This window comes from Micromonospora sp. NPDC051296, from assembly GCF_040682255.1.
Taxonomy (GTDB): domain Bacteria; phylum Actinomycetota; class Actinomycetes; order Mycobacteriales; family Micromonosporaceae; genus Micromonospora; species Micromonospora craterilacus.
In genome coordinates this window covers 1-2,541 of the sequence record NZ_JBFBAO010000579.1, presented here as the reverse complement: position 1 = coordinate 2,541, position 2,541 = coordinate 1, and the positions used below count along the sequence as shown (strand labels likewise).

Genomic DNA, 2,541 nt, shown 5'->3' with positions numbered 1-2,541 from the left:
CGCTTCGTACCCATCAGCGGTTCTCCTTCTCGGCGGCGCCGGCAGCAGCGCCGGCTGGATCCGCGTGCTGCGGATCCGGCCGGCTCGTTCCCCTCGCGAGAAGTGACCGGGGCGCGTTGCGGCCGTCAGTGGGGCCGCAACGACGTCAGGGGTTGCGGGACGACCGGCTCCAGTCCCAGTGCGCGGGCTTCCGGCTCCACCACGGACAGGTAGCGGGTGACGTTGCGGAGCTTGACCTCCTCGTAGCCGCGAATCGTGTCGGCCTGGTCGAGCAGCCGCACGCAGCGGTCGAGGTTGTCGGCGGTCACCGCGGCGGCGACCGCCTCGGCGAGCGCGGTGTAGTGGACGACCAGGTCCCGTTCGACCCGGCGTACGTGGGCGTAGCCGAAGACGTCCAGCGGCGTGTGGCGTACCCGCTTGAGCAGGGCGAGCGCCTGGAAGCCGGGCCGGAACCACGGCCCGAGCCGGATCTTGGAGGTCATCCCCATCGCCCGCAGGATGGGCGGGTGCAGGTGCCAGGAGACCTTCGCCCCGGCGCCGTACTGCTCCCGCACCGCGTCCCGGGCCGAGTCGAGCAGGTGCAGCCGGGCCACCTCGTACTCGTCCTTGTAGGCCATCAGCCGGTGCAGCTGGGTCGCCGCGGCCCGGGTGAGCGGGCCGGGTGCGCCGCTGACCGTCGTCTCCGCCGCCGCCACCCGCTCCACCGCGTCGAGGTACCGCTGGGCATACCCGGAACTCTGGTACGCCACCAGGTCCGCGACCCGGGTACGCAGCAGATCCCGCAACGACGGGTCCGCCGACAGGCCGCCGACCCGCTCGGCCAGGGCGGCCGACAGCGGCGGGGGCGCGAGCCGACGCCGGCGAGCCGCGACCAGCGCCTCGACCGTGGCGGGCTCCGCGACGGCGGCCCGGCCCCACCGGAACGCCTGCACGTTCGCCGCGACGGCGGTCCCGTTCAGCCGGTACGCCTCCTCGATCGACGCCGCCGAGATGGGTAGCGCGCCGCTCTGGTACGCCGCGCCCACCAGCACGGTGTTGGCCATCAGGTGGTTGCCGAAGACCGCGTCCGCGATCGCCTCCGGGTCGACGAAGACGTTGTCGTCGCGCCGTGTCACGTCACCGAGCTGGCCAGCCTGCGCCTCGATCGACGGGTAGCCGATACTCGGGTCGACCGCCATGTCCGCCGTGGGTGTCGGGCTCAACGAGCCGACCGCCACCGTGCGGGCCGGCGACGCCTTGGCCAGGCCCTTGGCGTTCATCGCGGCGAGCAGGTCGAAGGCGAGCATCAGATCGGCGTCGCCGTCGGCGATCTGGGCGGCCGGCTCGGCCGACGGGTCGGTGTAGACCTGCAGTTGCGACACCACCGGTCCGGCCTTCTGGCTGGAGCCGGTCAGGTCGAGGTTGCGTACCAGTTTGCCGTCGAGCACGGCTGCGGTGGCGAGCACCTGGCTCACCGTCACCACGCCGGTGCCGCCGATGCCGGTCAGGTAGACGTTGAACGCGTCGGTCGGCACGGTCAGCACCGGCGCCGGCAGGTCCGGCAGCGGCGGGACGGTACCGTCGCCCGACGGGCGGGCACGGCCGCCCGCCGAGGTCTCCACCGTCATGAACGAGGGGCAGTCGCCCCGCATGCAGGAGTAGTCGAAGTTGCAGGACGACTGGTGGATCGTCGTCTTACGGCCGAACTCGGTCTCCACCGGCTGCACGCTCAGGCACTGTGACTTCGCGCTGCAGTCCCCACAGCCCTCGCAGACGCGGTCGTTGATGACGACCCGCCGGGTCGGTTGGGCCATCTGCTTGCGCTTGCGCAGCCGGCGCTTCTCGGCCGCGCAGTGCTGGTCGTGCAGCAGGACGGTGACCCCCGGGGTGGCGGCGAGCACCTCCTGCGCCTCCAGCAGCCGCTCACGCTTCCACACCTGCACGCCGCGAGGCAGCCGCAGCCACCGGTACTTGCGGGTGTCGTCAGTGGTGATGATGGTGCGGGCGACGCCCTCGGCGGCCAGCATCCGGACCAGCCGGGGTACGTCGAGCACCCCCTCGACGTGCTGGCCGCCGGTCATCCCGACCGCGCTGTTGTACAGCAGCTTGTAGGTGATGTTCACGCCGGCCGCGACGGCCTGGCGCAGGGCGAGGCTGCCGGAATGGTGGAAGGTGCCGTCACCGACGTTCTGGAAGATGTGCGGCGTGCTGGTGAAGGGAGCCATTCCGACCCACTGCGCACCCTCGCCGCCCATCTGCGTGTAGCCGGCCATGGTGCCGTACTCCTCGCGGGGCACCACGAGTTCCAGGATGTGGCAGCCGATCCCGGCGCCCACCACGGCACCGGCTGGCACGGCGAGGGAGCTGTTGTGCGGGCAGCCCGAGCAGAAGAACGGTTTACGGGAGGTGACCAGCGGCAGCAGGGTCCGGGGTCGGGGCTGCTCCGGCAGCCGGACGGCGTCGCCGAGCAGGTCGCGCAGCCGGGGCCCGAGGGCGGCGGCGAGCTGGTCGGTGGTGAAGACGCCGTACCCGGGCAGGAAGGGCTCGCCGTCGGCGTCGGTC

1 protein-coding gene is annotated in these 2,541 nt (G+C 72.3%); it reads right to left on the bottom strand.

Annotated elements, in window-relative coordinates; all coding sequences use genetic code 11:
* Positions 1-125 precede the first annotated feature (125 nt).
* A partial coding sequence (locus AB0M52_RS33125) for an indolepyruvate ferredoxin oxidoreductase family protein (protein WP_363961793.1) occupies positions 126-2,541 on the bottom strand: 2,416 nt, incomplete at its 5' end.